The sequence below is a fragment of the Ancrocorticia sp. genome (assembly GCF_052089425.1).
Taxonomy (GTDB): domain Bacteria; phylum Actinomycetota; class Actinomycetes; order Actinomycetales; family Actinomycetaceae; genus Ancrocorticia.
In genome coordinates this window covers 20821-42083 of record NZ_JBQCZW010000022.1, presented here as the reverse complement: position 1 = coordinate 42083, position 21263 = coordinate 20821, and the positions used below count along the sequence as shown (strand labels likewise).

The 21263-nt window shown below is 60.0% G+C and carries 24 protein-coding genes; 13 read left to right on the top strand and 11 right to left on the bottom strand.

What is annotated here, in order from left to right; all coding sequences use genetic code 11:
- Nucleotides 1-177 precede the first annotated feature (177 nt).
- Complete coding sequence (locus ACTHV6_RS08285; RefSeq protein ID WP_441386840.1) at nucleotides 178-582, top strand: VOC family protein; 405 nt, start codon at nucleotides 178-180, stop codon at nucleotides 580-582.
- 31 nt (nucleotides 583-613) lie between these two features.
- Here ACTHV6_RS08285 and ACTHV6_RS08280 read toward each other — a convergent pair whose 3' ends face one another.
- The 3 genes from ACTHV6_RS08280 to ACTHV6_RS08270 all read right to left on the bottom strand — a co-directional run bounded on the left by ACTHV6_RS08280 (nucleotide 614) and on the right by ACTHV6_RS08270 (nucleotide 3618).
- A complete protein-coding gene (locus tag ACTHV6_RS08280; protein WP_441386838.1) occupies nucleotides 614-2161 on the bottom strand; it encodes a PH domain-containing protein in 1548 nt (515 codons plus the stop codon).
- Nucleotides 2158-2673 (bottom strand): PH domain-containing protein, encoded by a 516-nt coding sequence (locus tag ACTHV6_RS08275; RefSeq protein ID WP_441386837.1) that lies wholly within the window; start codon nucleotides 2671-2673, stop codon nucleotides 2158-2160. Before ACTHV6_RS08275 ends, ACTHV6_RS08280 begins: the two co-directional genes overlap by 4 nt.
- Before the next feature lie 81 nt (nucleotides 2674-2754).
- Nucleotides 2755-3618 (bottom strand): SDR family oxidoreductase, encoded by an 864-nt coding sequence (locus ACTHV6_RS08270; RefSeq protein WP_441386835.1) that lies wholly within the window; start codon nucleotides 3616-3618, stop codon nucleotides 2755-2757.
- A 176-nt stretch (nucleotides 3619-3794) separates the two neighbouring features.
- Here ACTHV6_RS08270 and ACTHV6_RS08265 point away from each other — a divergent pair, with 176 nt between their 5' ends.
- Nucleotides 3795-4133: a winged helix-turn-helix transcriptional regulator gene (locus ACTHV6_RS08265; RefSeq protein ID WP_441386834.1), complete on the top strand. Its 339-nt coding sequence runs from the start codon at nucleotides 3795-3797 to the stop codon at nucleotides 4131-4133.
- A gap of 21 nt (nucleotides 4134-4154) precedes the next feature.
- Here the strand turns inward: ACTHV6_RS08265 and ACTHV6_RS08260 are convergent, their stop codons facing one another.
- Together ACTHV6_RS08260 and ACTHV6_RS08255 are read right to left on the bottom strand one after the other, a co-directional pair.
- Nucleotides 4155-4952 (bottom strand): ABC transporter permease, encoded by a 798-nt coding sequence (locus ACTHV6_RS08260; protein ID WP_441386832.1) that lies wholly within the window; start codon nucleotides 4950-4952, stop codon nucleotides 4155-4157.
- On the bottom strand, nucleotides 4949-5962 hold the full coding sequence (locus ACTHV6_RS08255) for an ATP-binding cassette domain-containing protein (RefSeq protein WP_441386831.1): 1014 nt from the start codon (nucleotides 5960-5962) through the stop codon (nucleotides 4949-4951). The genes ACTHV6_RS08260 and ACTHV6_RS08255 overlap by 4 nt, the downstream gene beginning before the upstream one ends.
- 62 nt (nucleotides 5963-6024) lie before the next feature.
- Here ACTHV6_RS08255 and ACTHV6_RS08250 point away from each other — a divergent pair, with 62 nt between their 5' ends.
- The 4 genes from ACTHV6_RS08250 to ACTHV6_RS08235 all read left to right on the top strand — a co-directional run bounded on the left by ACTHV6_RS08250 (nucleotide 6025) and on the right by ACTHV6_RS08235 (nucleotide 9732).
- On the top strand, nucleotides 6025-6984 hold the full coding sequence (locus ACTHV6_RS08250; protein ID WP_441386829.1) for a helix-turn-helix transcriptional regulator: 960 nt from the start codon (nucleotides 6025-6027) through the stop codon (nucleotides 6982-6984).
- Nucleotides 6985-7062: 78 nt separating this feature from the next.
- Entirely contained in the window at nucleotides 7063-8043 is a 981-nt protein-coding gene (locus ACTHV6_RS08245; protein WP_441386827.1) for an NADP-dependent oxidoreductase, read from the top strand.
- 80 nt (nucleotides 8044-8123) lie between these two features.
- The gene (locus ACTHV6_RS08240) at nucleotides 8124-8471 is read left to right on the top strand and encodes a helix-turn-helix domain-containing protein (RefSeq protein ID WP_441386825.1); all 348 of its coding nucleotides are present in this window, start codon (nucleotides 8124-8126) and stop codon (nucleotides 8469-8471) included.
- Complete coding sequence (locus ACTHV6_RS08235) at nucleotides 8458-9732, top strand: HipA domain-containing protein (protein WP_441386823.1); 1275 nt, start codon at nucleotides 8458-8460, stop codon at nucleotides 9730-9732. The genes ACTHV6_RS08240 and ACTHV6_RS08235 overlap by 14 nt, the downstream gene beginning before the upstream one ends.
- A 162-nt stretch (nucleotides 9733-9894) precedes the next feature.
- On the opposite strand, the gene ACTHV6_RS08230 is transcribed toward ACTHV6_RS08235, so the two are convergent.
- Complete coding sequence (locus ACTHV6_RS08230) at nucleotides 9895-10695, bottom strand: ABC transporter permease (RefSeq protein WP_441386822.1); 801 nt, start codon at nucleotides 10693-10695, stop codon at nucleotides 9895-9897.
- Nucleotides 10692-11579: an ATP-binding cassette domain-containing protein gene (locus ACTHV6_RS08225; protein ID WP_441386821.1), complete on the bottom strand. Its 888-nt coding sequence runs from the start codon at nucleotides 11577-11579 to the stop codon at nucleotides 10692-10694. The genes ACTHV6_RS08230 and ACTHV6_RS08225 overlap by 4 nt, the downstream gene beginning before the upstream one ends.
- 62 nt (nucleotides 11580-11641) lie before the next feature.
- On the opposite strand from ACTHV6_RS08225, the gene ACTHV6_RS08220 reads away from it, so the two are divergent.
- A complete protein-coding gene (locus tag ACTHV6_RS08220; RefSeq protein WP_441386819.1) occupies nucleotides 11642-12403 on the top strand; it encodes a TetR/AcrR family transcriptional regulator in 762 nt (253 codons plus the stop codon).
- Here ACTHV6_RS08220 and ACTHV6_RS08215 read toward each other — a convergent pair.
- From ACTHV6_RS08215 to ACTHV6_RS08205, 3 genes are read right to left on the bottom strand one after another with little or no spacing between them, the layout of a single operon-like run.
- Entirely contained in the window at nucleotides 12400-13053 is a 654-nt protein-coding gene (locus ACTHV6_RS08215; RefSeq protein ID WP_441386818.1) for a response regulator, read from the bottom strand. The two genes, ACTHV6_RS08220 and ACTHV6_RS08215, sit on opposite strands and share 4 nt — an antisense overlap.
- Nucleotides 13050-14255 (bottom strand): sensor histidine kinase, encoded by a 1206-nt coding sequence (locus tag ACTHV6_RS08210; protein WP_441386816.1) that lies wholly within the window; start codon nucleotides 14253-14255, stop codon nucleotides 13050-13052. Before ACTHV6_RS08210 ends, ACTHV6_RS08215 begins: the two co-directional genes overlap by 4 nt.
- Nucleotides 14213-14860: a TetR/AcrR family transcriptional regulator gene (locus tag ACTHV6_RS08205; RefSeq protein ID WP_441386814.1), complete on the bottom strand. Its 648-nt coding sequence runs from the start codon at nucleotides 14858-14860 to the stop codon at nucleotides 14213-14215. Before ACTHV6_RS08205 ends, ACTHV6_RS08210 begins: the two co-directional genes overlap by 43 nt.
- A gap of 66 nt (nucleotides 14861-14926) precedes the next feature.
- Between ACTHV6_RS08205 and ACTHV6_RS08200 the strand changes: the two genes are divergently transcribed.
- From ACTHV6_RS08200 to ACTHV6_RS08190, 3 genes are all read left to right on the top strand, one after another.
- Entirely contained in the window at nucleotides 14927-16579 is a 1653-nt protein-coding gene (locus ACTHV6_RS08200; protein ID WP_441386812.1) for an FAD-binding protein, read from the top strand.
- Between the two features lie 261 nt (nucleotides 16580-16840).
- Nucleotides 16841-17806 carry an SPFH domain-containing protein gene (locus ACTHV6_RS08195; protein WP_441386811.1) on the top strand — a complete coding sequence of 322 codons (966 nt, stop codon included), beginning with the start codon at nucleotides 16841-16843 and terminating at the stop codon, nucleotides 17804-17806.
- Between the two features lie 11 nt (nucleotides 17807-17817).
- Nucleotides 17818-18051, top strand: a complete 234-nt coding sequence (locus ACTHV6_RS08190) for a hypothetical protein (RefSeq protein WP_441386809.1) — start codon at nucleotides 17818-17820, stop codon at nucleotides 18049-18051.
- Here ACTHV6_RS08190 and ACTHV6_RS08185 read toward each other — a convergent pair.
- On the bottom strand, nucleotides 18048-19178 hold the full coding sequence (locus ACTHV6_RS08185) for a 6-phosphofructokinase (protein WP_441386807.1): 1131 nt from the start codon (nucleotides 19176-19178) through the stop codon (nucleotides 18048-18050). The two genes, ACTHV6_RS08190 and ACTHV6_RS08185, sit on opposite strands and share 4 nt — an antisense overlap.
- 151 nt (nucleotides 19179-19329) lie before the next feature.
- Between ACTHV6_RS08185 and ACTHV6_RS08180 the strand changes: the two genes are divergently transcribed.
- The 3 genes from ACTHV6_RS08180 to ACTHV6_RS08170 are packed head-to-tail and all read left to right on the top strand — an operon-like array spanning nucleotide 19330 to nucleotide 21252.
- Nucleotides 19330-19917, top strand: coding sequence for a biotin transporter BioY (locus ACTHV6_RS08180; RefSeq protein WP_441386806.1), 588 nt, complete (start codon nucleotides 19330-19332; stop codon nucleotides 19915-19917).
- Nucleotides 19918-19927: 10 nt separating this feature from the next.
- Entirely contained in the window at nucleotides 19928-20635 is a 708-nt protein-coding gene (locus tag ACTHV6_RS08175; RefSeq protein ID WP_441386805.1) for an energy-coupling factor ABC transporter ATP-binding protein, read from the top strand.
- 14 nt (nucleotides 20636-20649) lie between these two features.
- Nucleotides 20650-21252, top strand: coding sequence for an energy-coupling factor transporter transmembrane component T family protein (locus ACTHV6_RS08170; RefSeq protein ID WP_441386803.1), 603 nt, complete (start codon nucleotides 20650-20652; stop codon nucleotides 21250-21252).
- Nucleotides 21253-21263: the final 11 nt, after the last annotated feature.

Genomic DNA, 21263 nt, shown 5'->3' with positions numbered 1-21263 from the left:
CCACTACCACTCCACAGCCCCACCCATCACACCCAACCTCAACAGACGGAACTAGAGGGCTATTAGTTAGTGTTCCCAAGCAGATTTACGGTGATATAGCCTAGCCGTGAAGCAGAGGATGCCTTCATGGGATGCCTCGATGGGGTCCAAACCGGAGAACGAGCAAGGAGCAAGACTATGGCATTGCGTTGGTATACCGTCGTCGTCGATTCTCACGATACGAGTGCGCAGGCTCGATGGTGGGCCGAGGTACTTGATTGGCAGGTCGTTTTCGATACCTCCGAGGAAGCTGTTATTGTCCCGAAGACCATGACGGAAGATCCCATCTCGGATCTGGAAACATGGCTGAATGCCGGGCAGGGCATGGTGTTCGTGAAGGTGCCGGAGAACAAGACGGTCAAGAATCGATTGCACATCGATCTTGCGCCCCATACGAGTCAGGACCGGGACGCCGAAATTGCAAAGCTTCTGGACATGGGAGCCACCCATGCCAATGTGGGCCAGACGGCAGAGAATACATGGACGGTCTTGCGCGATCGCGAGGGTAACGAGTTCTGTGTGCTCGCCGCGCGCGACGTGTAGAGGACCGAAGCGGGGCAAGTTGGGCCGCGGCCTACGTCTCTCGCGTGGTGTCCACGATCTCTGTAGGTACTAACTCTGTAGGGACTAAGAACGGATCAAGAAGCCCCGGCGCAGCCTGTACGGCGAACTGAAGGCTTTCGTCGCGTGAAATGTCGGGCGTGTCATAACCTCCGTGGCCGGCGGCGGTCATGGTGGAGACGGTCTGCAGGCCGAGACGCCGCTGGAGCACTGATTCGCGGATGACGATGGTGCTGACAGCTGAGCGCTGAAGCACTGTAGTGGCTCGGCTGAAGAGTCCTGACCGTGTAATGACATAGCGATCCGTGATGGTGTGGCCGAGTGCGCGATAGGCGACAACGGCTGCGAGAATCGCCACCGGCCAGAATGCGCCAACTGCCCAGATTGCCTCGTCAGGGAGCACGCCGGTGTGGGCTAGCCAGAAGAGGACTGCAACCAAAAGCGCGGCAAGCCCGGTTGCCCACCACAGGCGGCGCCGCAGTGCCGCGCGAGGATGCGCAGCAAGCTCAGTGTGGAACGGGTTGTGCGGATCGCCAAGCACCTGACCGGCTACTTCTGTGGCACGCCGCAGAGGGCCTCGGGGGAGGATAGCCGCGGGCTCGTTCATCGAGTAGACGTCCAGTCCGGTGGTCAGCACACTCGTATCGGTTGTGCCCATCCACCGCCACAGCACCGGCTGGGAGATCTGGGCACCTCGGAACCGATTCTCGGCGCGATTGACCTCTCGGGTGGTGAGTAGTCCTTTCCGCGTACGAAGCATCGTGCCGTCACGCCCGCGAACCCGTGCAAGCTCGAAGTTCCAGTTTTCAAGGAAGTAGGTGACGGCCAGCCCGAACGCACCGAAAATGCCGGCACCAGCCAAAACAATCAATGCTGTGCCAGCCCAGCCAATCGAATCCCAGTCAAGCAACCCCACCGCAAAGCCGTACAGATCGATGCCCACAGTACTCAACAGCCAAATGGCGCCCCATCCAAGGCCCAGAGCGAACACATAGGCCCATATGTTGAAGATGTTGTAGATGACCCAACTCGGCTCGAAGCGCGCAAACACGCGGAGCGGTTCGTCGCCGTGGGATAGTTGGCCGTTTTGTCCGCCCAGTTCTACCTCGTCATTGGCCTCATCAAGTAGCGCATGTTGCAGTTCCTGAGCGTCCTCGGCGCTGAGTGCGTCCAGCGCAAGCGCCGATTCTCCCGCGGCGGCCTGCTGCCCGGCGCCGATGGTGACAACGCGCATGCGCGCTACTCGGTGGCGCAGCTTGGTTTCCACATCTACGCTGCGGATACGGTCACGTTTGATTGATCGATGCTGGCGGAACACAATGCCGGTTTTCAGCTCCACATGGCTCGGCGTGATCCGAAAACGGGTAAACGCCCACCGCAGCGCGTCGAAATATGCACCCGCAACGCCAAACACTGCCAAGCCGATCAGTGGCCATATTTGACCTTGTGAGGAATCCACGTCAAACAGCCAAATCGCGAGCACAGCTGGCAGTATCGAAAGGATACTGATGGCCAGATCCACCCAGATGATTCTGGAACTGAGGCGGTGCCATTGATTCATGTGGCGTCCCCCGAAGTCTGCTGAGTGGCCTCGGTCAATTCTTCTGCTACGCGTGCGGCAGTTCGCCAGTCGAGACCGCCGATATCGATTGATCCGTAGGACGAGGCGGTGGTCACGCGCAGTGTGGAGAGCCCCAGAACTTGTTCGATGGGCCCACGAAGCGCGTCCACGGTTTGAATTCGGGCAAGCGGGGCCGCGCGCCACTCCCGTACCAGCCATCCGCTTCGCGCATAGACGGCTTCCGGGGTTGTTTCCCAGCGGTGGACCCGGTACCGCCAGAGGGGTTCGACGACGAGGCCAATTGCAGCGAAAACCGCCGCAACCGCAATCGCCACAATCAGCCACGGCCGCGCCGCCTCCCACAGAACGTAGGCGACGATGGCGGCAACAAGCAAGGGCACGCTCACAACCAGCGATTGCAGCATCCACCACGCAATGGCGCGCCGCTCCACAGGATGGGCTGGCGGGCGGAGCGATAGCGAGGTGGGCTCGTCGTCGTCGAAATCTCTCATATCTCTACCCTACGGGCGGGCCCCTCCCACTCGGACCTGCCAAAAGTCATGAGCAGGCCCGAGCACCGTAGGGTTTAGTACTCAGGCGTTAAATTCGGGGGCCAGAGTATCGCGTAGCGGGGTAGTGGGGCGTCCCAGCAGGAGCGAAAGGGTGCCCGGCTGTGGATCGGCTAGCTCGCCATCGGAGATGGCAACATCGGTGCTGACGAGGAAGTCGATCACACCGTCGGGAAGCCCGGCTTGGGCGAGTGCGGCGCGGTGATCCTCCGCGGATACATGCTGAACGGCGATGTCCTTGCCGGACAGCTCGCTGACGGTCTGAGCGAATTCGTCTTGCGTGAAGCCGGTGTCACCAGCGAGTTCGTAGGTGGCAGCCGGGGCCTCTGCGGCGGTCAGGACGATCGCGGCAGCTGCGGCATAGTCCTTGCGGGGTGCGGCGAACTGGCGGCCGTCTGCGGCGCTGGTGAGGAGGGAACCGGTTTCGGCCGCCTGCTTTGCCGTGTCGATAACGTTCTCCGTGTACCAACCGTTGCGCAGAAGGGCAACCGTGAAGGGGGCCTCAGCAAGAAGTTTCTCAGTTGCGACATGCTCAGGAGCCACCGCCAGCGACTTCGCGGTATCCGCATGAAGCACACTCGTGTAGGCGAGGAAGGGGACTCCCGCCGTCTTGGCGGCTTCGATGACCGCAGTGTGCTGCGGAATGCGTTGGCCGATGGCGTTGCCCGAGATGAGAAGAAGGCGATCAACGCCCTTGAGCGCGGGAGCGAGAGTTTCTGGCTGGTCGTAATCAAAGGTGCGGACTTCGATGCCTTGCGCGGCGAAATCTGAGGCCTTCTCAGTATTGCGAGCTAGGGCGATCAGCTGATCCGGGGTGGTGCGTTCCAGAAGCTCCTCGATAACGAGGTGTCCGAGTTGGCCGGTTGCTCCGGTGATAGCGATGGTCATGGTGTTTCTCTTTTCTATGCGTCACGTGCGTCTACGTGTGTTTGCGTATTGTCAGTAAGCTTGTTGTCAGCAAACTTACGAATCGTAAGTACTTACCTATCGTAAGTGTGCGGTAGACTGGGCGTCAACCAAACGAACCGTCGCACGTAGTAATCGTCACGAGAGGAGGATTTCGCATGGCGCAATCACAGACGCCAGCTTTCAATGTTTTTGACCAGAGGTGCCCATCGCAATCCACTCTGCGCGATCTGTCGGGGCGCTGGGTCCCGCTTGTGATGATGGCCTTAGATGAGGGGATGACTCGATTTGGCGAGATTCATCGCCGTATCGGTGGCTCCAATGAACGCATGATCTCCCAAACGTTGCGGATGCTTGAAGATGACGGCCTTGTTGAGCGTATGGCGGCTGCCGGACGCCCCGCCTACCAGTTGACGGCGGGCGGGCACGATATTGCCGCTCGTTACCGGGAATTGGTTGATGCGCTCTATACCCACCTGAGCGCTCAGCGAGCGTAGCCAGCCGCCCGCGGCATTTCCTCAGCTACTTCGCCGAATTGCGCGAATGCCAACAGCTAGGCCGATGATGGCAACGGCGCTCGCAGCCGCCGATCCCCAAAGAACGGCCCCAGCTGAAAACTCGCCTGCAAGCAGCGCGCGTTCGCCCTGCACGATCCAGTTGACCGGGTTGGCGGCCGCCACCGTGCCCATCCACCCGGGCCCATCATCCAGTGGGAGCAGCATGCCAGAGAGGATCAACAGCGGGAAGATAAGCATCTGCTGGACGCTCCAGAATAGCCATTCGCGGCCCTTTGTTACCAGGGCGAGGGTGTAGGACAGGGCGCCGAGTCCAACGCCAAACACGGCAAGCAGCACCACTCCGGCGAGCAAGCCCACCAGATGTGCTCTGAATCCGAACGGCCACGCAATGGCAACGATTAATAGCGCCTGCACGATAATCGGTGCGATCTCCTTGAGCGCACGTCCCATGAGTAGCGAGGAGCGAGAGAGCGGCGCCACCAACGTGCGCTCATGGGAGCCGGTGGCCATTTCGTATTGCAGATTGGAGCCCACTGCGCCGGTGCCAAACAGGACAATCATCACCAGAACGCCCGGGACGAACCACGCCAGAGTTTCTACGGGAGGGGCACCCGACATGGTGGTGAGCAGGGGGCCAAAAAGCGCAAGGAAAACAAGCGGTTGAAGCAGGCTGAAGGTCAGCGAAAATGGATCGCGGAGCACCGGCCTCAGTTCGCGGACCAGCACGTTCCATGTATCGCGTGCAATGTTCGGGCGGACCTCGTGCGTGGGGTCAGTTTGGGTTGTTACCGTTGTCATTTGCTTGCTCCTTCCACTGTGAGCGTGTCATCGGTCGTGTGGCTCTCGTGCGCATCGCGCAGCGTGCGCCCGGTGAGGGCGAGGAATACATCGTCTAGGGTTGGCGGCACCCCGCTTGCCGAAAGCACCGTGATACCTTCGGCGTCCAACGCCCGGACCGCCGCCGGTAGCAGGGCATCGCCGTCAGGGGCGGTCACCGAAATGTTGGTACCTGCCGCCCGGACGTCGCGATCCGTCAGCGCCCCGACGATATGCGAGGCGCGCCGTGCTTCTTCGAGCGATCCAACCCTCAGACTCACGACATCCCCGGCCAGCTGCGCTTTCAAGTGTGCGGAGGTGTCATCGGCGATCACACGCCCGCGGTCCATGACCATGACCCGCTCCGCGTAGCGATCAGCCTCCTCCAGATAGTGGGTTGTCAGGAACACGGTGGTGCCATATTGCTCCCGCAAGGTGTTGATGTGCTGCCACAGGTTGGCTCGGCTTTGCGGATCGAGCCCCGTTGACGGTTCATCGAGGAAGATCAGGGGAGGAGCGTGCATGAGTCCGAGGGCAACGTCTAGCCGTCGCTTCTGGCCACCGCTGAGTTGTTGGACGGAGCGATTGGCAAAATCTCCGAGTTCGAGGGATTCGATGAGGGAGTCCGCCCGCGAGCGTGCCGCTGGCTTGGATAACCCGTAGAACGCACCTTGGCTGAGTAGTTCGTCGCGCACGCGCTGGGCGAAGCTTCCGCTCGTTAGTTGGCCGACATAGCCGATTCGGGCGCGCACTTTTTCAGGGTCGACGACGACGTCAGCTCCCACCACCCGCGCCGTTCCTGACGTGGGAGGCAGCAGGGTGGTGAGCATTCGCAGGCTGGTGGATTTGCCAGCACCATTGGGGCCGAGGAAGGCAACCAGCTCGCCCTGCGCAGCCTGAAACGTCAGGTCGGTTACTGCCTCAACGGTCTTCTTCTTGACCGTGAATCTCTTGGACAGTCCTTGTGCTTCGATGATCGGATCATTGCTCATGGATTGAGGGTAGAGAGAAACCCGGACAGATTCTGTCCTCAATCTGTGGAAGACTGAACAACATGACCGGCACCACGGAGCGCGCGCTCGCCCTGCTCAACTTGCTTCAGACGCACCGCCACTGGCCGGGTTCGGAACTGGCCGAACGCCTTGGCGTCTCTGAGCGGACTGTGAGACGGGATGTCGAACGGCTGCGCGATCTCGGGTACCGGATCGAATCGTCGGCGGGTGCCGCTGGCGGTTACCGGCTGGAGGCTGGAAGCGCGGTGCCGCCACTGCTGCTCACCGATGAGGAGGCTGTGGCCATGGCGATAGGGTTGAGGGTGGCTGCCGCGCGGCGTCTCATATCCGGGCCCGAAACCGCCATTACTGCCCTTGCGAAGTTGGAGCAGGTGCTGCCGGCGCGCCTACGCAAGCGAGTCAACGCATTGGCCGAGGTGGTACAACCGGCGGGGATTTCATCTGGTGCGCCAGTATCATCAGACGTGCTCGGCGAACTCGCCATGGCCTGCCGCGATCACGAACGCGTCCGCTTTTCCCATACGTCAGTTCAGGGAAAGACAACTCGCCGCAACGTGGATCCGCACGCACTGGCACCCGCGGAGCGACACTGGTATCTGTTGTGCTGGGATCGAGACCGCGATGATTGGCGAACCTTTCGCGTGGACAGGATCTCGGACATCCAGCAGACGGGTGTGATATTCGAGCCCGCACCGCTCACGGCGGAGGAGATCGAGGAGTTCGTTCTGATTGCTCGCTCATGGGCTCCGCACTCGGTCGAAGCGGACGTGGTTATCGATATGCCGCTCGATGAGATGAGGCGCAGGTTTGGCCAGTGGTCTCAGGGTGCGACGTCAGAGGGTGAGCGTACGCGCTGGCCAATCGGCGGCTCGGACTGGCGTGAGGCCATGTACGGGATGCTATACATTCCTTCGGGCATCGAATACACGACGGACTTTCCCGAACCACAACGAAGCGAATTGCGTGAGGCTCTCGAGCGAATGCTAAAGGCATTGGTCTAGCGCTGCTCCGAGAGGTCTTCTTTCCCGTAAGCGAAGTGCCCTGTTGCCCAGATGGGGCCACGCGTAACCTGACAGTTGGTGGAAACAACGATCGCCGAGGAAGCAGAGGATCTGATGAATCAAGCAATTCAGTATCAAGAGTTTGGTAGCCCGGACGTTTTGAACGTGGTGGAAACTGAAACGGCAGAGCCTGGGGACGGCGAAGTTCGCGTTGCTGTGAAGGCAGCAGGGCTCAACCCGGTGGATTGGAAGATCTTCTCCGGGATGTTCGGTGGAGATACCTCGGGACTACCCACCGGTGTGGCCAATGATTTCTCTGGAGTGGTTCAGGCTGTCGGCAATGGCGTTGAGGGCTTGGCAGTTGGCGACGAAGTGTTCGGTTCGATGAAGAGCGCCCGGAGCCACGGGCAAAACACGAGCGCGCTGGCCAAAGAGGCAATCGTTGCAGCGAAGGACGCTGAGAAGATGCCCGATGGCTTGTCCTTTGTGGACGCAGCCTCGCTCGGGATCGCCGGGCTGACGGCATGCGGATCACTCCGTGCGCTCAATTTGCAGGGATCAGACGTCATAGTCATCAGCGCCGCAGCAGGCGGCGTTGGGGCAATCGCCGTTCAGTTGGCCGTCTACAGCGGCGCAACTGTGATCGGAATTGCCAGCGAGTCCAATGCGGACTACCTACGTTCTCTCGGCGCCATCCCAGTTGCCTACGGAGATAATCTGGAGTCGCGTGTTCGTGAGGCGGCCGGAGCGCCCGTCACTAAGCTGTTGGACTGCTTTGGTCCTGAGTATGTTGATCTAGCGATCGCCCTCAACGTTGGCGCGGGCAGCTACGGAACTCTCGTCGGGACTCCAGAAGCTACCGAAAAGGGAGCAATTGCCACCGGGCAACGGCACGCGCAACCGGGCGATCTTGAGAGGGTTGGAAAGCTTGTGGCTAACGGGACCGTCAAGGTTTCGATCGCCCACGTTTACCCATTCTCCACGGAATCGGTTCGCCAAGCCTATACAGACCTTCAACGTGGACACGTCCGTGGAAAACTGATCGTCGAGGTCTCCTAACTACCCACCTTGACCGTACGGTCAATAAGGTCAACTTGACTGTTCTTGCCGGTGCCGCTTGTTGACCGTACTATTAAGTCATGAGCTCGGAGAACCAGATGAAAACCGCTGCAGATTTTGGGCTGCAGCTGCGTCACGAACGTGAGCGTCAAGGGGTAAAGCAAGCGGAATTAGCCGAGAAGGCCGACGTGTCGGTGAGGTGGCTATCGAACTTCGAGCGTGGGAAATCACCTCGCGCAGAGCTGACTAAGGTAGTCCATGTTGCCCGTGCGTTGGGCATGACATTCGAGTTTGCCGAGGAACGCCAAGTTGAGCTTCCCGAGGAGCACCGCGAATTAGTGGACGCTTTCCGGAACCGGTCAGGTATAGCTGTAGGGTCCCGGCGCCCTTCCTTGATTGAGGTTGTGACGCGTCGTGGCGAAGAGTGATCTCAACGTGTTTCTCTACGGGGAACGAGTAGGTACTCTTTCAGGCCGAGGGACTCTTATTACGGGGTTCCGCTACGAGAAGCGATATGAGGGTCCTACGCTGTCCCACTCTATGCCTCTCACCCGCCGAAGCGTTGAACGATCTGTTGCCTCGGCATGGTTTACCGGTTTGCTCCCTGAAGGGTATGAGCTGCGGCGTGCGATGGCCGAGGCGCATGGTGAGCAAGACACCTCCTCGATGGCGCTGCTGAAAAGCTCGGGGTTGGATTGTGCGGGCGCTGTCCAAATAACGCCCGAAATGGCCTTGCCAACGAGGAAAATTGCGCTTGAATCGATATCTGAACAGGAGATCGGAGCGCGCTTGATTGCTGTGACTAGAGGCGAACCGGCCGCGACAAAAAACGAACGATGGTCTGTTGCTGGACAGCAGGGGAAGATTGCCCTTCATCGTGGGCCTGCCGGGTCTTGGGCACGCGCGGTGGGAGGAATGCCAACAACGCACATTATCAAGCCGGGCATTGTCTTCGCCGGACGTGAACCCGTTGAAGATCAGGCATTGACTGAACACATGACCTTAGCGACTGCGGAAGCCTTGGGCGTGCCGGCAGCTCGGTCGGAGTTTCACGAATTTGACGGCGTACCTGCGGTAGTTGTTGAACGGTATGACAGACTCGCTCTGTCGGGCCAGGTCCTCCGTATACACCAAGAAGACCTATGCCAAGCCCTTGGCGTTGCTCCAGAAATGAAGTACGAGGAGCAAGGTGGGCCGGATGTGGCTCATATGGCAGCGTTTCTGGACCGCATCGCGATGGGCCCCGAGCAATCGAGAGAGTTCCGGGCATCGTTCGCGATGATGGTGATCTACAACTACCTCACCGGATGCCCTGATGCTCATGCGAAGAACTACTCGGTGCTCATCTTGCCTGATAAATCGGTCTCGTTTGCTCCCATGTATGATGCGGCCACGGGCTTTGGATACTCACTGGATGGTACTGACCGGCTCCGGTTTGCCAGAGCCGCCATGAAGATTGGGTTCCACGACAGATTTTTCAGTGTTGTGCAAGCCGATTGGGAAAAATTCGCGCGAGATCTGAATCTTCCTTTCGCTGCGATTATCGAAGAGCGGGATAGGCTAGCCGAATCCATCCCAGACACGATGAGGATGGTTCTCCAGCGTGACGCTCCTACGTCAGCTCGAAACCGCATACTTGCTGGTCCCCTTTTTGGCAGGCTCGAGCGCAGTTGCGTAGGGGCACAATAGTCCTACGGAGTTCTCTGTTGGCTTGGACTGTCCACTAGGCCAAGCAACATTGGCCCCGTTCGTCACTCGCCGCTCAAGGATAGGTGTGCCGAGTGCCCGGCGCTGGCCAGAAGCAAGGCTTCCTCTGGCCATTCGAGTCCTAGCCGCGGCAACCCGTGTTACCTACTGAGCGACCTTTCTGGGAAAGATTGCGATAGCCAAACATACCGCGATAGCAATGAATCCGGCGCACCACACGATGCCAATCCACCACTCGGCGCCGGGAGCATCGCCATTGAGTAGTGCGCGGGAAGAATCGATGATGGGAGTCATCGGTTGGTGTCCAGCGAAACCTTGCATCCAACCCGGCATCGTCTCGACCGGAGCAAACCCCGAGGAAAGATAGGGAAGAAACAGCAGAATGAATCCGTAGCCGCTTGCGGCTTCGGCGGATCCCGCCACCATCCCCAACACTGCGAAAACGGTTGTGATCACCAGAATCCACAACGCAATCAGCCCAACTGCGCCCAAAAACTGCGCCGCCGAGGCATCGGTTCTGAAACCCAGCGCGAAGGCTGCGATGACCACTACGGCGGTTGCGAGCAGATTTCGCACCACGGATGAAGCGGCGTGCCCGAGTAATACGGTCGCCGAAGGGAAGGGCATAGTACGCAGCCGGTTCATGAACCCCGTGGTCATATCATTTGAGACGACGACGGCGGTGTACGAAGCGCCAAAGCCCGCAGCCGTGAGTGCAATAGCTGGCAGAACATAGGCGAGGTAATCCCCGCGATCTCCTCCCTGTCCTGACGCGATGGACTCGCCAAATATGAACGTGAAGACCAGCATCAGCATGAGCGGCAGCAACACGGCCATCAGCAAGGATTCTGCGTCCCGGAAGGAATGCTTGAGACTGCGCACAGTGAAGATGTGAAATGCCGTCAGTCCGCTCGCGCCTGACATAGCGATACGTTCAGTGCTCATGCAAAGACTCCTTCCTTTTGTCCGGTCAGTTCAAGAAACACCTCGTCGAGGCTTGGGCGGCGCACAGTCACAGTGGCCTCCGGATTCTGATGGGCAAGTGCCGCGAGGCGTTGCGCCACATCCTGAGCTGACCCGTTGGTGGGCACCGTCTGTGTCACGCGGCCTGCGGCATCGTGGATCTGAATCGTCGAGCTGCCAATGCGATCCTTGAGTTCTGCAGCAGTGCCGTTGGCCACGATGCGGCCGCCGTTCAGCACTAAGATCCGCTCTGCTAAGGCGTCGGCTTCCTCCAGATACTGGGTGGTGAGGAAGATCGAGGTCCCGGTGGCAGCAAGCGAGGCGATTTCATCCCACAGAGCTTGCCGGCTCCGCGTATCGAGTCCCGTAGTTGGCTCATCAAGAAAGATGAGGCGTGGCCCGGCGATGAGACTTGCCGCGATGTCCAGTTTCCGGCGCATGCCGCCCGAATAGGTGGCAACTCGTTTCCCGGCATCCGCGCTGAGCTCGAAGCGCTCGAGTAGGTCATTGGCGCGGCGGGTGGCGTCGCGCCTAGGCAGGCCAAATAGCTGGCCCACCATCAACATGTTTTCTATCCCGGTGAGCTGGTTGTCCACTGCAGCGTACTGTCCCGTGAGGGAGATGAGCTCTTGGATTCTTCGCTTTTCATGGCGCGGATCGAATCCAAGGACCCGTACTTCGCCCGAATCGTAGGGGATGAGGGTGGAGAGGATATTCACCAACGTGGTTTTGCCTGCCCCGTTGGGGCCGAGGAGCGCGTGGATTCCTGAGTGAAGGACAAGATCCAACTCGTCGAGAACCATGTGCTTTCCGTAGCCTTTTGAGAGCCCTGAAATCTCCACAAGGGGCGTATCTGTATATCTCATACACAGAGTATGGCATATACAGTGTACTACGTACACAATTGTGAGTTATGAGAGAATCAACCATGGCCGATATCACTGAAACGGGACTGCCGCGTGCGGTTGCCATCGCGTGGGGGATGCAAGAGGCACCGCAGCGGGGACCGAACCGGGGGCTCAGCCACGAGCAAATCACTGCTGCGGCTATCGAGATCGCTGACGCTGAGGGTCTCACCGCAGTCACGATGCAGGCGGTTGCCAGATCGTTGGGCTTCACCACCATGTCTCTTTATCGGTACGTCTCCAGCAAGGATGAACTGTTGCGGCTGATGCAAGATTCGGCTCTCAACATCCCAGAGGAGCTCGATCTTCCCTCCGACTGGCGCGAAGCATTGCGGCTGTGGGCAAAGGCGGTCCGCGACTCTTATCGCGCACACCCGTGGGTTCTCGAGATTCCCCGAGGTCCAATCTCCGTTGTGATGCCCAACAGTGTGCGTGCGGCCAACCATGGTTTGGCTGCGATGGAAACGCTTTGCCTTTCGAATGATGAGAAGGTAGGTGCGATTCTCGTGATCTCCCAGCACATTGCCTCCGCCGTTGAGCTGGAGGTGGGTCTAGCCGAGGAAGGTATGGTTTCCATCCCTGAGCAAGGCGTGGCTCTGCTGAACGAGGTCATCACCGCGGAGCGCTTCCCGCATTTGGCACCTGTGGTCGAATCCGGCAATTACATTGCTGAGGAGGGACCGATTGTTGAGTTTGACGATGGGATGGAGCGCGAATACGACTTGGGTGTGGATCTGATCATCTCGGGGATCGCCACTCTGGATCAGCAGCGCCGCAAAGGCTAAAGCATCCCCTCGCGGATGGCCCTCAGCACGGCATTGGTGCGGTCGCGGGCACCAAGCTTCGTCAAAATCGACGAGAGATGGTTCTTCACCGTGCCCTCGGCCAGATACACCAATTCGGCAATCTGCCGATTGGAGTATCCGGCCGCCACTAGCCGCAGCACCTCCACCTCGCGCTCCGTCAATTCTTCTACAACGTCTCCCGAAGCCCCGGCGGGCGGGGGAGCGGAGCGTATTGCCCGCACGAGCCGGTCAGTAATGGACGGACTGATGAGTGTGCCTCCGGAGGCAAGAGAATGCACGGCGCGTGAGAGCTGGTCCACGGTGACATCCTTGAGCATGTAACCCTGAGCTCCGGCACGGAGAGCTTGCAGGACAAGCTCGTCGTCGTCAAAAGTCGTCAAAACTAGCGCAGGACTACCAACTCCGTATCCGGCTTGGTGGCGAAGAAACCATATTCCATCGTATGTAGGCATACGTAGGTCCAAAAGGACCACGTCGGGCTCAAGAACCTTGCACTCTCGTAGTGCCTCGCGGCCATCGGATGCCTCGCCGATAACGTCAATGCCGGCGAGTTCTAGGAGGGATCGGATCCCTTGGCGAACTAACGTCTGATCGTCCACAACAAATACGCGCGGGGCTACATCGCTCACGGACGTTCTCCCTCGCGGTTGATCGGAATATGCGCCTGCACGGCGAACTCCGGTGCGGTGCGGATCTCTAGGCTACCGCCAACAAGGTTGAGACGTTCCTCCAGTCCGGTGAGGCCATGGCCGGGCGTAATGGTGCGCGGTGCGGTGCCGTTGTTGGTACCGGTGAGAGTGACGGTGCCTTCGCCCTGTTCGACGTGGAGAGAAAGTTCTGTGGCCTGAGCGTGCTTAATAGTGTTGGTGATAATCTCCTGCGCGGCGCGTATCAGTGTGGCTGTCATGTCCTGATCGATCTCTGCATCGTTTGTCACATCGACGTGAATATCGAGGCTGGGCACGGTGTGTGCCAAGCGTTGCAGGCTCGCGCGCAGATCCGCGGGATGAGTCTCGCGCAGTTGACCTACCGTTGCGCGGACGTCAGACAACAGATCCTTCGCCACCGCGCTGGCACGTTCAACGTGTTCGCCGCCGGCGAGGTGCTTGGCTGCCTCCAGCTCTAGGTTCAGGACGGTGAGCTGGTGGCCGATCAGGTCGTGGAGCTCGCGGGAGATGCGCAGGCGTTCGGCGCCAGCCACGGAATCTTCCAACAGCATGCTGGCCGCCTCCAGCTCTAGGTTCTTCTGTTCGAGTTCCGCTCGGAGCCGTACCTCTCGCAATTGCGCGTAAGAACTGAAAACGACGGCTATGTGAAGGACAAAATAGAAAACCGCGAAGATCGCTGCGTTGGACAAATTGCCGCTACTCAGCCACACGTGGCCGAATAGTAGGAGACAGTTGACGAGCGAGAGGGCCACCATCCATGGCATCGCCAGGAGGTAGCTGCCCACGCCAACAACGGTGATGAGCAGAAGCATGATCATGCCGTTGGCGTCCGCCGTCAGCAGCAGGGCCCACGATGCGAGCACAGCGCAGGCAAAGAACAACAGTTCCGCGGCCCGGCCCACAATGCCAGCGCCAGCTACGACAATTGACACGAACCACGTGAATAGAAGTGTGGCCCACAGCCACAAAGGGATGGTGGGATCGTCTAAGACGAGGGTGAGAACGCCAACACCAAGGCTGAGCCCGAACATCGCGAACCCGGATATCGCTTCAGCGTGGCGCCCGTCTTTTGGGTTGGCGGTTGGCTGGTAATCCTCCATAGTGGTCCAGCCTACTAGGGCTAGCCGGGCTGGCTCGGCAATCCCAGAGCGGAAATCAAGCACTCGACTTCCTCGCGGATTCCCATATTGTCCCGCGTGTGCGTGATGACAAGGCCGTAGGCTGCGCGCAGCACACCGTACAGGGCGGGAAGGTCGATGGTCTCAGGCACGGTTCCCCGCGCGCGTGCTTCGTTCAGAAGTGGCGTGAGGAATGCGGCGAGATCCGCGTTCAGCGCATCGATCCGAGGGTCATGGGGCGAGGACACCACGGTTTCGATGAAGGCCACATCGCTCACTGTCAGATCAACCATCTGCCGCCACACGGCCTGAAAGAGATGGTGAGCCTGCGCGTGGCCGGTGGCTGCCTTTTCGATGAGCGTCTTGTTCTCCTCGAAAATCGCCACGGCGAAATCGATTCTGGATGGAAAGTGACGGTAGAGCACTCCCTGGCCCACCCCCGCTTGTTGGGCGATGGTACTGAGCGGGACGTCTAGCCCTCGTGATGCAAAGATTGTTCGGGCCGCCTCAAGGAGAGCGTCGCGGTTTGCGGCGGCTGCGGCTGGGCCACGGTTTGTGCGATTGAGTTTGGGCCCGGCACCCTGCAGTACGCCGCGGGCTCGCGGCGCGCCGTCGTCGTCGGAAAAAAGTTCCGGGTGCGTAGGTACCATGTGACTCAGTATACTAAACCGGACAGAGCTGTCCGGTTGGGATGTACCTCAGACACCAAGGAGATAATGATGGCAGTGCCAGAAAAAGATACGTATGACGTTGTTGTGGTAGGAAGCGGTGCCGCCGCCTTCGCAACGGCTCTTGGAGCGATTGACGAAGGCCTCAGCGTGATCATGGTGGAGAGTACGGATCAGTGGGGTGGGAACACCTCGATGTCTGGCGGTGGCCTGTGGTTACCCAACAATCCCCTGATGAAGCGTGAGGGTGCCGGGGATTCGCGCGAAGAAGCTCTCGAGTACATGAACGAGGTGATCGGGAATCCTGGTCCGGCTTCTTCCCCGGAGCGAATCGAAGCTTTCGTTGATAGCATCGATGATTTTGTGACGACGGCGGAGCGCCACGGCATGGAATTCATGAGGGATACGGATTACCCGGATTACTATCCGGAGAAGCCCGGCGGAAAGATCGGGCGCGCCATCGAGGGAATGAACTTTGACGTCAAGAAGCTCGGGGAGTGGGCGGCGTCCCAGCGTGGAGTTGTGCCACTGCCCGTGCGGACGAACGATATATGGCTTCTTGGGCGAGCATGGTCAACGCCGGGTGGATTCGTGCGCGGTGCGCAGTTTGTGTTCCGCACGATCGGCGGACTGGCGCGAGGCAAGAAGCTTGTGGGCCTAGGCGGAGCGCTCGCGGCCCAGTACGCATACGCGGTGCTGGTCAAGGGCAACGCCGAACTTGTGCTTGATACTCCCGCGGTTGGCCTCGTCGTTGAAGGCGAACGCGTGGTGGGCGTGCGCGTCAAGAGCGGCTCTAGTGAACGCGTATTGCGAGCCAATAAGGGCGTCATGCTGGGTGGCGGCGGATTTGAATCGAATCAGGAATGGCGCCAGAAGTACCAGAACGTCACCGGGTACACCTCGGGAAACCCCGGAAACCTAGGAAAGCCAATCGAATTTGCTCAAGAGATTGGCGCCGCGGTGGATTACATGGACGATGCGTGGTGGGGCGGTTCGCTGCAGCCCTATGACGATAAGCCGGCAGGCGGCTTCCTTGTGGGCGAGCGTTCGTTGCCCTACATGATGATCGTGGATGGCCAAGGCAAGCGCTTTGCCAACGAAGCGGAGTCCTATATTGATCTCGGGCATCACATGAATGATCATGACCGCGGCGGAGACTACTGGATGATCACGTCCGGAACCTACAACAAGCGATACTTCCGCACGTTCTCTATCCAGCCCGGACTCATGAAAGGTATGGAAGAAAAAGGATACCTCCACAAGGCCCAAACCATCGAGGAACTGGCGGGGAAGATTGGGGTGGATCGGGCCTCACTGCGAGCCACGGTGGAGCGCTTCAACGGGTTTGCGCGATCGGGCCGTGATCAGGACTTCAACAAGGGTGATTCCGCCTACGATCGCTATTACGGCGATCCCACCGTCCGTCCCAACCCGTGCCTCGGGCCCCTCGAAAAGGGTCCGTTTACCGCCTACAAGATGGTTGCGGGAGATCTTGGTACAAAGGGAGGCGTGGTGACGGATACGGATGCGCGCGTGCTCCGCGAGGACGGCTCCGTGATCGAGGGGCTGTACGCCTCCGGCAACAACACGGCCACCGTCATGGGCCACACCTATCCCGGGCCGGGTTCCACTATCGCCCCGGCTTCGGTGTTCGGATTGATTGCAGCGCGCCACATGGCGAAGGCTCCATCAACCAATTAAGCCAGGTTCGGCGGGCAATCTTTGCGCGAAGGTTGCTCACCGGGCCGCATATAACGGGTGAGCTCTTGGGCTGAAGGGGGTCCAGGGATTCCTCGATCATCAGAGGGTTAGAGCTCGTGGATTGTTTCCGCGGCCTCTGGCCCTCTGTGGTGTCCCAGCGCGTTCTGGCGTGGCATCTCCGTGTGGTCCAGCCTTGACCAAAAAGTGATATCAGATTAATATCAGTTTTATTGATACTCGATCGATTCTCTTGGAGGAGCAATGAACGATCAAACAGCAGCCGATGCGCTGCCGGAAACTGCCACTGAGCCGGTTGGGCACAGTGGTGTACGCGCCGCAATCTCCGAAACTCCAGCGCGGTCAGGGGGTTCGCCCGCGGCTTTCAGTGTTGCCCTGCTGACGCTCATCATGTTTGTTGGCGGTACCTTGCTGATCGTGTTCGGCGGCATTGCCGTGGACGCTGGAGAGAACCCATTCCGGCTCATCGTGGGGATCGTGCTCGTCCTCATTTCGGCGGTCACGATGACTACCGTGATTGTCGTGTCCCCGGGCATGACCTCCGTCAGGCAGTTCTTCGGGCGCTACATCGGGACGGTTCGGAAAACGGGCCTCGTTCTGGTGCCCCCATTCACCAACGGCAAGAAGGTGTCTGTCAAAGTCCACAACTTTGAGACGAACGAGCTCAAGGTGAATGACGCGGATGGAAACCCGATCAACATCTCAGCGATTGTGGTGTGGCAGGTATCGGACACGGCACGCGCCGTGTTCTCTATCGAGGATTACGAAGAGTTCATCAAGACTCAGGCGGAAGCCGCGCTGCGCCATGTTGCCACCATCCATCCCTACGATGAGCCTTCCGCTGATCAAACCTCGCTGCGCGGAGGCACGGACGAAGTGTCCACGGAGCTTGCCCACGAGGTGGCGGAACGCGTGGCCCTTGCTGGACTTGAGATCGTAGAAGTACGGATTTCCTCGCTTGCCTACGCTCCGGAAATCGCCCAAGCGATGCTCCAGCGCCAGCAGGCCGGAGCCATTATCGCGGCTCGTGAGCAGATCGTTGAGGGCGCCGTATCGATGGTGGAACAAGCGCTTGGACGGCTGGAAGCCGAAGAGGTTGTCATCCTTGATGATGAACGCCGGGCGCAGATGGTGTCCAACCTCTTGGTAGTGCTCACATCGGATCATGCGGCAACGCCCGTCATCAACGCGAGCTCCCTGTATTCCTAAAGATGCCTTCGATGTCAGACGAACGCCCGCCTGATCCTCCCAAGAAGAAGCGGGAGCGCAAGCAGGTCCTGCTCCGGCTGGACCCTGCGGTCCACGCCGCCATGGCCAAGTGGGCTGCAGACAACCTGCGTTCCGTCAACGCGCAAATCGAAGTGGTGCTACGTGACTCCCTCAAGGAGGCGGGCCGCGATCCCAAGGCTCCCCCGATGAGGGGTCAGGGGCGGCCGCGCCGGGAGGATTCCTAATCGCCCATGCAGGTGCCCACGTGGCGGGCAGCGCTAATCCACGGATGATCGAGCGGAACTGTCTTGAGGTTTCCAGCCACATCCTTCAGAGGAACGGGCACGGCGGCCTGACTCTGGGATGCCACGGTGACGCCGTATTCGCCAGCGGCCACCAGATCCGCTCCGGCCCCGCCAAGGATGGTGCCGAGCAGGCGATCTTCAGCATCGGGAGTTCCGCCGCGCTGGACGTACCCCAGAACGGTGACGCGAGATTCCAGCCCCGTGGCCCCTTCCAGAGACTCGGCGAGCTTGAAAGCATTGCCGCGGTGCGAGGAAATAACCGCGTTACGGTGCGATTTAGCGGCCGCCTTCGCCTCGGGGCTGCCGGCACCCTTGACGAGGGACTCCGCCGCAGCCAGATCAGCTGAATCCTGATGGTCGCGTGCGCCCTCGGCAACGGCCACAACGGAGAATGCGTGGCCAGATTCTGCCCGCTTGCGGACCGATTCGGCAATCGCCTCCACAGAGTAGGGGATTTCGGGGAGCAAGATGATATCGGCGCCACCGGCAATTCCCGATCCCAGCGCGAGCCATCCCGCCTTGTGCCCCATGATCTCCACAACGATCACGCGGTGGTGGCTGTGAGCGGTGGAATGCAGGCGGTCGATCGCCTCGGTGGCAATACCCAGCGCGGTGGAAAAGCCAAAGCTGGTTTCCGTGTGCGCAATATCGTTATCAATCGTCTTCGGCAAGTGAATGACGTTCAGGCCGGCCTGAGCCAGCCGGTTCGCGTTCTTGGCCGTTCCGCCGCCGCCGATGCACACGAGACCGTCCAGTCCGTCCTTCTCACAATTCTCCAGAATCGTGGGGATCATATCCTTGGTTTCATCGCCTACGCGCATCTTGTGCACCTTGTCGCGCGACGTGCCCAGAATGGTCCCGCCCACGGTCAGAATGCCGGACAGCCGGGACGAATCCATCTCCTCGAACCGGTTCTCCGCGAGCCCGCGGATTCCATCCTGAAAACCAATAAGCTCCATGCCGTGATGGCCGATGGCGGCCTTGCCAAAACCGCGGATCGCCGCATTCAGCCCCGGGCTGTCGCCTCCGGCCGTCAGAATGCCAACGCGCTTTGCCTTCTTTGCCATGTGTTCCTCCTTGGTAGCCGTGACCTAGGTTACCGGATCGGGTGTCCGAGTCCGAAAACCGTTCGGCAGATGCGTGGTTGATGAGGGTGTGACGACGACGGCGAGACCTACGCCTCGGTAACCTACGCCAAAGTAAGTTAGAGTAGTGGTCATGACTCAGACGCAAGCAGCGGCGGTGAAACCCCGTGCAGGTGCCAACGTGGCCCTCATATCCGTGTTCGCGGCGCTTATCGCCGTCAGTGCCTTGATACCTGGATTCATGATTGGGCCTGTCCCATTCGTCATGACGATCGTCATCGTCCTCTTGGCTCCTCTTGTGCTAGGGACGTGGAGCGGCTTGTTGGCCAACTTGCTCTATGTGGTAGCGGGCGCCGTAGGGCTGCCGGTGTTTGCCGGGGGTGCGAGCGGTATGGGCATTCTGGCCGGACCCACGGGCGGCTACCTGGTTGGCTATGTGGTGGCACCACTGCTGGCCGGCCCCATTGCCGTGTTCGTGCTGCGCCGTTGGCCTGCGGGGATCGGGGCGCTCGTGGGCTTGGCTGTGGCCGCGTTGGCGGGGCTTGCTGGCATCCACGCAGCTGGCGTTGGTGGCCTCATGCTGAATGTGGGCATGAGCCTGCAGGGTGCACTGGTCACCACGGCCGGATTTGTTGGCTTCGATCTCATCAAGGTGGCTGTGGCCGCCGTGATCGCGATGGCCATCCTCAGGGCCTTCCCGCGCCTACGTGGTGGCATGTAGGGATCACCGAATGATTGAGCTGGACGGCGTACGGGTGGAGGTCGCCGATTATGCCGCAGGCGCTCGCGGGCCCGCAAAGGTTCTCCTTGACCGCCTGAACCTCACATTGGCCGAACAACGAATCGCGCTTGTGGGCTCGAACGGGTCAGGCAAATCCACGTTGCTCAAGCTGCTTAACGGGTTGATTCTTCCAAGTGACGGCACGGTGAGCGTGGCAGGGCTAGATACCCGCAAGCATGGCAAGGCGGTGCGCCAGCGCGTTGGCTACGTGTTCACCGATCCCCTCGCGCAACTGGTGATGTCCACGCCCCTCGATGATGTTCAACTGTCCTTGCGCCCGCTGATCAAGAATAAGGGGGAGCGGCGTGAGAAGGCCCGCGATCTGCTGGCACAGAGGGGCCTGTTACACACGGCTGACCAATCGATCTACGATCTGTCCGGGGGAGAGCGTCAGCTTGTTTCTCTGACCACGGTGTTGGCGGTGGAACCGGACATTATCGTGGCGGATGAGCCCACGACACTGCTCGATCTTCGCAACCGATACTTGTTGCGCCGGGTCTTTTCAGAGCTCCCGCACCAGATCATCGTCTCTACTCACGATCTGGATGTGGCTGGCGATATGGACCGCGTGATCTGGCTGGAGGGCGGGGCTGTTGTGGAGGACGGTGTGCCCTCAAATGTGCTCGCCCACTATCGGGATGCGATGGCGTTGAGATGAGCCTAGGGGCAGGTATGAATCTCTTTGGTCAGTTTCAGCTGGGTGGCAGTCCGATCCATCGGTTGCCTGTAGGGGCGAAGTACGCGATGATGCTGGGCATTGGCCTGCTTCCGTTCTTTGCCCAAAACATCTGGGTGAGCGGGGGAGCACTTGCCTGCGCCAGCGGGCTTCTCCTAGTAGGAGCCCGGCTGCCAGCCCGAATCGCGCTACCCGTGCCGTGGGCGCTGCTCATCATGATGGCGGGGCTGATCGCCTATCACTGTGTGGTCACGGCCCCTATGCGCGGCGTGCTCTACTTCCTCAACGTGATCTGCGCGCTCTATTTAGCGCGCCTCATCACGTTCACCACGTCAATCAATCAGATGATGGACGCGATCGCTTCCGGGGCGCGGCCCCTGAAATATCTTGGTGCTGATCCGGAGAAGATTGCGCTGGCGGCGGCGCTCATGTGGCGGTCGATTCCCTACCTTCTGAGTATATTCAGTACCGTGCGCGATTCAGCCCGGGCACGGGGCCTGAGCGGCTTGTCCCCCCGCTACCTCGTCCCGGCGATCGTCCAAGCGGTAGGTTTCGCCTTGGCCACATCGGACGCGCTGAGGGCGAGGGGACTCGATTAGGGCGCCCGGGG

Coding starts and splice junctions, on each gene's coding strand:
- ACTHV6_RS08260 (WP_441386832.1), bottom strand. CDS start 4,952: ATGACAACGGTAACAACCCAAACTGACCCCACGCACGAGGTCCGCCCG.
- ACTHV6_RS08240 (WP_441386825.1), top strand. CDS start 8,124: ATGAGCTCGGAGAACCAGATGAAAACCGCTGCAGATTTTGGGCTGCAG.
- ACTHV6_RS08205 (WP_441386814.1), bottom strand. CDS start 14,860: ATGGTACCTACGCACCCGGAACTTTTTTCCGACGACGACGGCGCGCCG.
- ACTHV6_RS08200 (WP_441386812.1), top strand. CDS start 14,927: ATGATGGCAGTGCCAGAAAAAGATACGTATGACGTTGTTGTGGTAGGA.
- ACTHV6_RS08285 (WP_441386840.1), top strand. CDS start 178: ATGGCATTGCGTTGGTATACCGTCGTCGTCGATTCTCACGATACGAGT.
- ACTHV6_RS08275 (WP_441386837.1), bottom strand. CDS start 2,673: ATGAGAGATTTCGACGACGACGAGCCCACCTCGCTATCGCTCCGCCCG.
- ACTHV6_RS08190 (WP_441386809.1), top strand. CDS start 17,818: ATGTCAGACGAACGCCCGCCTGATCCTCCCAAGAAGAAGCGGGAGCGC.
- ACTHV6_RS08280 (WP_441386838.1), bottom strand. CDS start 2,161: ATGAATCAATGGCACCGCCTCAGTTCCAGAATCATCTGGGTGGATCTG.
- ACTHV6_RS08255 (WP_441386831.1), bottom strand. CDS start 5,962: ATGAGCAATGATCCGATCATCGAAGCACAAGGACTGTCCAAGAGATTC.
- ACTHV6_RS08265 (WP_441386834.1), top strand. CDS start 3,795: ATGGCGCAATCACAGACGCCAGCTTTCAATGTTTTTGACCAGAGGTGC.
- ACTHV6_RS08270 (WP_441386835.1), bottom strand. CDS start 3,618: ATGACCATCGCTATCACCGGAGCAACCGGCCAACTCGGACACCTCGTT.
- ACTHV6_RS08230 (WP_441386822.1), bottom strand. CDS start 10,695: ATGAGCACTGAACGTATCGCTATGTCAGGCGCGAGCGGACTGACGGCA.
- ACTHV6_RS08170 (WP_441386803.1), top strand. CDS start 20,650: ATGAATCTCTTTGGTCAGTTTCAGCTGGGTGGCAGTCCGATCCATCGG.
- ACTHV6_RS08225 (WP_441386821.1), bottom strand. CDS start 11,579: ATGAGATATACAGATACGCCCCTTGTGGAGATTTCAGGGCTCTCAAAA.
- ACTHV6_RS08175 (WP_441386805.1), top strand. CDS start 19,928: ATGATTGAGCTGGACGGCGTACGGGTGGAGGTCGCCGATTATGCCGCA.
- ACTHV6_RS08185 (WP_441386807.1), bottom strand. CDS start 19,178: ATGGCAAAGAAGGCAAAGCGCGTTGGCATTCTGACGGCCGGAGGCGAC.
- ACTHV6_RS08180 (WP_441386806.1), top strand. CDS start 19,330: ATGACTCAGACGCAAGCAGCGGCGGTGAAACCCCGTGCAGGTGCCAAC.
- ACTHV6_RS08195 (WP_441386811.1), top strand. CDS start 16,841: ATGAACGATCAAACAGCAGCCGATGCGCTGCCGGAAACTGCCACTGAG.
- ACTHV6_RS08220 (WP_441386819.1), top strand. CDS start 11,642: ATGGCCGATATCACTGAAACGGGACTGCCGCGTGCGGTTGCCATCGCG.
- ACTHV6_RS08250 (WP_441386829.1), top strand. CDS start 6,025: ATGACCGGCACCACGGAGCGCGCGCTCGCCCTGCTCAACTTGCTTCAG.